Origin of the sequence: Slackia isoflavoniconvertens, from assembly GCF_003725955.1 — a bacterium.
Classification (GTDB): domain Bacteria; phylum Actinomycetota; class Coriobacteriia; order Coriobacteriales; family Eggerthellaceae; genus Slackia; species Slackia isoflavoniconvertens.
In genome coordinates, this window is the sequence record NZ_QIBZ01000037.1 from 1 (window position 1) to 910 (window position 910).

General features: G+C 57.7%; 1 protein-coding gene. It reads right to left on the bottom strand.

What is annotated here, in order from left to right:
- Positions 1 to 619: 619 nt before the first annotated feature.
- On the bottom strand, positions 620 to 910 hold a 291-nt coding region (locus tag DMP05_RS09630), incomplete at its 5' end, for a Rep family protein (protein ID WP_148039733.1).

Sequence of the window (910 nt, forward strand, 5' to 3'; positions counted from 1 at the left end):
GTTCTGGTCTGGTCGATATCCTGATTTGCATATCGGTACTTTGTCTGCTCGGGGTCTCCGGCGTGCCGGGTGTAGTGGTTGAGCATGTTGCCCACCGAGTTCGTCCCGTATCCCTGCAAGTTGGCCATGGCGTGTCACCCCATATGATTCTTAAGTCTTATGTAGCAGGCTAGATAAGACTTCGTCCTATCGCCTGCCCGAAGCGTACCGCTTCGGGAACTCCGCCGCAAGCGGCTGCGCGGGCAAGCCCTTGCCGCCCTACTCATTCGCGGCGTCGCTCATGAGTTGCGGGCCACCGCACAACTAGGTTGTGCGGTCGGGGGTTTCACCCCCGAACCCCTTCCACAGGAACGGTTCACCATTCTTGGAACTTGGAACTCCGAATGTATGTCGTAGTGCTCGCTTCGCTCGCTCATTCGGAGTTCCATCCCCAAATCAACCGTCCTCGCCGACTTGGGCAAGGAAAGGGTCGATGGGAGCTTGCGCTCACATCGACCCTCTTCCCAGTCTGTCTTTTGGCTTCACCGGCGCGTCAATTCCGCAGCCGGTGAACGAGTCGGCTTAGATCTGCTACGCAGACCACGCCGCCCCGTAGTCACCGCCTGCTACATTGACCCGCCTACTGCTTCGATTCGTAATGGAGACCCTTCGCGTACTCGCTAATCTGCTTCGTGTACTTGCGGTACACGATTGGCTTCCACTCTGGGTTGTGCTCACGAGTCCATCGAACGACCTTCGGATAGCTGTCCAGTGCGTAGTTGTCCATCGTCTCGAAAATCTGGTCGAGCATATCGTCCTCGTCTGCCGCCGACATGCACAGGCTCGCGTAGTCGATTGAGCCGATGGACACCACGTCCTGCATCTCATAGCGATGCTTATCGGGCTGGTCCATGTGGCAGAGGTAGCGAGC